This is a genomic window from Aliidongia sp. (genome assembly GCF_035943795.1).
Lineage (GTDB): Bacteria > Pseudomonadota > Alphaproteobacteria > ATCC43930 > CGMCC-115725 > Aliidongia.
This window is the reverse complement of the sequence record NZ_DASZBY010000133.1, coordinates 22430-28834: the sequence shown is the minus strand read 5'-3', so window position 1 is coordinate 28834 and position 6405 is coordinate 22430. Positions and strand designations below refer to the sequence as shown.

Sequence of the window (6405 nt, the reverse complement as noted above, 5' to 3'; positions counted from 1 at the left end):
TCGGCGGTCGGAACCAGCAGGCCGGACTTGCCGACGCCGGAGGTCGAGATCTCGGTGCTTGCGACACCGTCCGTGATCAGCTGCTGCTTGACGGCGGCCGCACGACGCTCCGACAGGGCCTGGTTGTACTTGGCCGAGCCGACCGTGTCGGTATGACCCGTCACGTTGATCTGCGTCATGTGACCGGCCTTGACGCTGTCCGAGGCCTGCTGGATCACGTGAGCGGCGGCCGAGGTGATGTCGGACTTGTTGAAGTCGAAGAACACTTGGAACGCGCGCTGCACTTCCGGCGCCTTGGCGGCGGGAGCGGGCGGCGGGGGCGGGGTCACGGCCGGCAGCGGAGCCTGGGCGACCTGGGGAGCCCAGAACTCGTAGCGCACGCCGAAGGTCACGGCCTGATCCTCGATCGAGCTGCGGGTCGGGCTGCCGAAGCCGGTCAGGCCGGGCGAGCTGTTGAACGTGCCGTTCTGGGTGCCGAGGTAACGGTAGTCGAGGCTCAGCTTGATGTGCGGGGCGACGGCATAATCGACGCCGGCGATGCCCTGGTAGGCCAGCAGGTCGTCCTTGCCGCTCACGACGTTGCCATTGTAGCTCGACGCATGGTCGAAGCGCGGCCGGGCCCAACCCACGCCCACGCCGACATGGGGCATGAAGCCGTAGGACTGTACGCCGAACATGCCCGGATCGATGTCGTACAGGCCGTTCACCATGACCGATTCGGTTCCGAGCGCACCGCCGTTGCCGCCGGTCGAACCGCGCACGCCGCGCAGGTCGTTGCGGCGATAGCCGCCCTCGAGTTCGGCGCGGAACCCGTTGCCGAAGCCCCAGCCGACCGTGCCGAGACCGACATAGCCATTGTCATACTGGCTCTTGGTATCGGCGCCGCCGCCATTGGGGCTGATGTCGTTCAGGAAGCTGCCGCCGCCGGCTGCACCGACATAGGGGCCGTAGGTGTAGTTCGGGTTCACGGTCGTCTGCGCCTGGGCGGCGCCGATGCCAGAACCGACCAGAACCGCGGCGGTGCCGAGCAGTATGGCAAGAGTACGTTGCTTCGTCATTCCAGTCTCCAATACTAACGGTACGGTCTCGCCGTCCTCACGTTGCAGTCAACTCCATAGCACGCTGACCGTTGCACGCGACTATTTTCATTGTTTCGATGTGTTGCGTAAACATCACGCGACGTTTTGGCTCACTGGCGAAAGCATTGCTTACCACCGAGGCGATGATCTGGGGATGATTTCTGTCATGACAAGGGCAATATTGTGGCGAATGTGTGGCATGTCTTTATTGAATGGAACCCTACTCTTCGTTGAGTGATCGGTTCGATCCCTACGTTCAAAAATAAACGTTGCTGGTTGATTGCCCGGCAGGCGCCCCGGGCCTGGAACCGCAAGGCCGGTCGCTAGAATGCGATCGTTTTCCCCGTAACTATCTGGTAGGGTCCGCCCGGGTCAGAGCGCCCATCCGCGTGCCGCGACCACGCGGTATGCGGGAGAAGAGCGAGAGAGCGGCGTCGGTGGACGTTGTCTCCAATCGTCGCATCCCGCACAGAATTTGTGCAATTTCGGGGTGTCCGGCGATGCGGCGCGGCGCGGTTTTTCTGTTTGGTCTGGCGATTCTGGCGGCGAGCGGCGTCTTTCTCTGGCGCGCGCAGCACAGCGTTGCGTCCGCAGGTCCAGCGGGAACCCGATCGGCGCCGACCGTCCATGTTGCATCCGTCGCGCAGCGCGACGTCCCGATCTACGTGCGCGGCATCGGCCAGGCCCAGCCGTTCAACACCGTCCAGCTCAAGAGCCGGGTCGATGGCCAGATCGACCGCATCCTGTTCACCGAAGGCCAGCAGGTCAGTGCCGGCGACCCGTTGATCGAGATCGATCCGCGGCCCTATCAGGCGGCGGTCGGCCAGGCCGAGGGAACTTTGGCCAAGGACCAGGCGCAACTCGTCTCGGCCAAGGCCGATCTCGATCGCTCGTCCAGCCTGCTGAAAAACGGCTATGCCTCGCGCCAGGCGTTCGACCAGCAGACCGCCGCAGTCGGCCAACTGACGGCCACGATCAAGGCCGACCAGGCCACGCTCGATGCCGCACGGCTCAATCTGCAATTCTCGACGATTCGCGCGCCGATCACCGGCCGGGTCGGCAAGCGGCTGGTCGATGCCGGCAACGTCGTGCATACCGCCGACGACACCGACCTGGCCGAGATCGTCCAACTGAAGCCGATCACGGTGCTATTCACCGTGCCGCAGGACGCGCTGCCCGACATCCAGGCCGGCCAGCGTCGCGGCGCGTTGGTGGTCGAAGCCCGGTCCGGCAACGACCAGAAGCGGCTGGCCGAGGGTCGCCTGACCCTGATCGGCAACCAGATCGACGCGCAGACCGGCACGATCGAGCTGAAGGCGCTGTTCGAGAATACCGACGAGACCCTGTGGCCGGGTCAATTCCTCAACGCGCGCATCGTGACCAGCACGCGCAAGGATGCGGTCACCGTGCCGATGGCGGCCGTGCAGACCGGCATCCGGGGCAAGTTCGTCTATGTGCTGGACGGTTCAGCCTCGACCGTGACCCCGCGCGACGTCGGCATGCTGCAGAGCGTACATGGCCTGGCCGTGGTCGATGGGCTGAAGCCCGGCGAGACAGTCGTGGTCGACAACCAGGATCAGCTGGCGCCGGGCATGGTGGTCAAGGTCGAGCCGGGATCGAACGATCCGATGGCGCTTGGTCCGAGGGCGGAGGCAACGCCGTCATGAACCCCTGCCGGCCTTTCATCCTTCGGCCGGTGGCGACCCTGCTGCTCGCCATGGGCGTTCTGATCTTCGGCATCGCGGCCTGGGCCATGCTGCCGGTCGCGGCCTTGCCGCAGGTCGAATACCCGGTCATGAACGTGATCGCGAACCTGCCGGGCGCCAGTGCCGAGACCATGGCAACCTCGATCGCCGCACCGCTCGAACGGCAATTCGCCTATCTGAACGGCATCGTCTCGATCAGCTCCAACTCGTCGCTCGGCCAGACCTTCGTGCGGCTGCAGTTCGACCTGGGCCGCAACATCGACCTGGCGGCGATCGACGTGCAGTCGGCGATCTCGAATGCCGCCGGCGACCTGCCGACCGACATGCCGAACCCGCCGTTCTTCTTCAAGGAGAACCCGGCCGAGCGCGCCATGGTCGTGATGGCCTTCACCTCGGACGTGATGCCGCTGACCAAGGTCGATCAGTTCGCCGATGCGGCGGTCGTGCGGCGCATCTCGAACCTGCCCGGCATCTCGCGCGCATTCATGGCCGACGAACAGAAATTCGCGATCCGGGTGCGCATCAATCCTTCCTCGCTGGCATCGCGCGGCCTATCGCCCGAGGACGTGCGCACCGCGGTCCAGCGCGCCACGGTCAATCGGCCGAAGGGGCGGCTCGAAGGCGGCGACGTGGTGTCGACGGTCGAATCGAACGACCAGATTTTCGACGCCGACGGGTTGCGTGACATTGTCGTCGCCTATCGAAACGGTGCGCCGGTGCGCCTGTCCGACGTGGCCGAGATCACCGACAGCGTGGAGAACGACAAGGCGATCGGCTGGTACAACGGCCATCCGGCCATCATCATCGCCGTGCAGAAGCGTCCGGGTGCCAACACGGTTCAGGCGGTGGACGGGCTGCGCGCCTCGCTGGCCACCCTGCGCGCCTCGCTGCCGCCGTCGATCAACCTCGACATCGTGACCGACCGGGCCGAGACGATCCGCGCCTCCCTGGCTGACGTCGAGGTGACGCTCGCGATCACCATCGCGCTGGTCATTCTGGTCATCTTCATCTTCCTGCGCCATTTCTGGGCGACCGTGATCCCGTCGATCACCATCCCGCTGTCGCTGCTGGCGACCTTGATCGTGATGTTCGCCCTGGGCTTCACGCTCGACAATCTGTCGCTGATGGCGCTGACCATCGCGGTCGGCTTCGTGGTCGATGATGCGATCGTGGTGATCGAGAACATCGTGCGCCATATGGAAGACGGCGAAGGCCCGATCGAGGCGGCGATCAAGGGCGGCGGCCAGGTCGCCTTCACCATCATGTCGATCACGCTGTCGCTGGTCGCCGTGTTCATCCCGGTCTTCTTCATGGGCGGCATCGTCGGCCGGCTGTTCCGCGAGTTCGCCGCGACCGTGTCGGTGGCGATCCTCGCCTCGGCGGTCATTTCGCTGACCCTGTCGCCGATGCTGTGCGCGCGCCTGCTCAAGCCGGCGAAGCATGGCGCGAAGGGGCCGCCGACCGCGTTCCAGCGCTGGGTCGTGCGGGCCAACGATGCGGTGATCGATGCCTATCGACGCAGCCTGCTCTGGGTGCTGCATCACCGCAAGCTGACGGTGCTCAGCTTCGCCCTGACCCTGGCCTTGACCGGCTATCTCTATGTGACGATCCCCAAGGGGTTCTTTCCGCCTCAGGACAACGGCCGCATCTTCGGCTTCGCCGAGGCGCCGACCGGCACGCCGTTCTCCCGCACGTCGGGGCTGGTCGAACAGATGACGGCGATCATCCGGTCCGATCCCGACGTGTTCTCGGTCACGAGCTATGTCGGCGGCGACGGCGACGAGAACACCGGCGAGTTCGTCATCAATCTGAAGCCGCGCGAGGACCGCGCGGGGAATGTCTACGAGGTGCTGGGCCACCTGCGCGAGCGGGCGGCCAAGCTGCAGGGGCTGCGCTTCTTCATGCAGCCCGAGCCGGAAATCATTACCGGCACGGACGCCGGCCGGACCGAATACCAATATACCCTGGTCGACGTCGATCGGGACGAGCTGGAGAAATGGACGCCGACGGTGCTCGAGCATCTGAAAAAGGTGCCGGGCCTGCTCGACGTCTCCAAGGACCTCAATACCGCCTCCAGCGTCCGTGTCGTGGTCAACCGAGACCTGGCCGCGCGCATGGGGGTCGATCCGCGGGCGATCGACGACACGCTCTACGATTCCTTCGGCGCCCGCCGGGTGGCCGAGATCTATACCGACGCGAACCAATATTACGTGCTGTTGGAGGTCGATCCGCAGTTCCAGGCCGATCCGGCCTCGCTGCAGCTGATCCATGTCGCCTCCACCGCCGGCAAGCAGATCCCGCTTTCGACCTTCGCCTCGTTCGAAAGCTCCGTCGCGCCGGTCACGATCAACCATCGCGGCCAGTTCCCGGACGAAAGCCTGACCTTCAACCTGGCGCCGGGCGTATCGATCGGCGAGGCGGTCGAGCGCATCCACAAGATGGAAGCGGAGCTGGGCAAGCCGATCACCTTGCAGACCAGCTTCGAGGGGGCGGCCCAGGAATTCGAGAAGTCGCTGGCGAGCCAACCGTGGCTGATCGCGGCGGCGACGCTGGTCGTCTATATCGTGCTGGGCGTGCTCTACGAAAGCTTCGTCCATCCGCTGACGATCCTGTCGTCGCTGCCGTCGGCCGGTGTCGGTGCCTTGCTGGCGCTGCTGGCCTGCGGCGCCAATCTGGACGTCATGGGGCTGATCGGCATCATCCTGCTGATCGGCATCGTCAAGAAGAACGCCATCATGATGGTGGATTTCGCGATCCAGGCCGAGGCCGAGGGCCTGGGGCCGGAGGAGGCGATCGTACAGGCCTGCCTGGTGCGCTTCCGCCCGATCATGATGACGACCATCGCCGCGATCTTCGGCGCGCTGCCGCTGGCGCTGGGGCAGGGCGCGGGTTCCGAACTGCGCCGGCCGCTCGGCATCGCGATCGTCGGCGGCCTGATGGTCTCGCAGCTGTTGACGCTCTACACGACGCCGGTCATCCATCTGGCGCTGCGACGGATCTCGCTCGGCCTGCAGGATCTCTGGCGTCAGTTCCGGGGCCGCCCGGTGGCGGCACCGGCCGAATAGGAGCCTTCATGACAGACCAGCCCGCGCCGATGTCGATCCAGGCGATCGAGAGCTATCACGCCCATGTCTATTTCGACGGACCCGAAGCGCGGCAGCGGGCGGAAGTTCTGCGCGACCGGATCGCCCAGCGCTTTCCGGTCCAGATGGGCCGCTGGCGCGACCAGCCGGTCGGGCCGCATCCGACGGCGATGTACCAGGTCGCCTTCGAAGCGACCCTGTTCCCAAGCCTGGTACCCTGGCTGATGCTGAACCGCCAGGGCCTGACCATCGTGGTGCACCCCAATACAGACCGGCCGAAAGACGATCATCTGGTCCACGCCCTGTGGCTGGGCGCGGTCCTGCCGCTCGACGGCACCGGACTCGAAGCGTCGCTGTCGGCCCTCGGCCGCGCGCAGGACGAGATCATGCCCAATACGACGCCGGCGCTGACGGACATTTAGCTTCCCCCATCATTCGCGCGAACGGCGGGCACCGCGGAATGCCGAACGCCCAAAGCTGGCGTCCCTCGGCGGATGATGCTATGCGGAACCACGCGCCCGCTCGCGGCGTCCCTTC

At 65.6% G+C, this 6405-nt stretch carries 4 protein-coding genes; 3 read left to right on the top strand and 1 reads right to left on the bottom strand.

Annotation, left to right across the window (positions count from 1 at the left end):
• A partial coding sequence (locus VGV37_RS25710; RefSeq protein WP_326882654.1) for an OmpA family protein occupies positions 1–1058 on the bottom strand: 1058 nt, incomplete at its 3' end.
• A 521-nt stretch (positions 1059–1579) separates the two neighbouring features.
• Here VGV37_RS25710 and VGV37_RS25705 point away from each other — a divergent pair.
• Genes VGV37_RS25705 through VGV37_RS25695 form a run of 3 tightly spaced genes read left to right on the top strand, consistent with a single transcriptional unit; the run spans position 1580 to position 6290 of the window.
• On the top strand, positions 1580–2746 hold the full coding sequence (locus VGV37_RS25705; protein WP_326882653.1) for an efflux RND transporter periplasmic adaptor subunit: 1167 nt from the start codon (positions 1580–1582) through the stop codon (positions 2744–2746).
• Complete coding sequence (locus VGV37_RS25700; RefSeq protein WP_326882652.1) at positions 2743–5850, top strand: efflux RND transporter permease subunit; 3108 nt, start codon at positions 2743–2745, stop codon at positions 5848–5850. The genes VGV37_RS25705 and VGV37_RS25700 overlap by 4 nt, the downstream gene beginning before the upstream one ends.
• Before the next feature lie 8 nt (positions 5851–5858).
• Positions 5859–6290, top strand: coding sequence for a DOPA 4,5-dioxygenase family protein (locus tag VGV37_RS25695; RefSeq protein ID WP_326882651.1), 432 nt, complete (start codon positions 5859–5861; stop codon positions 6288–6290).
• Positions 6291–6405: the final 115 nt, after the last annotated feature.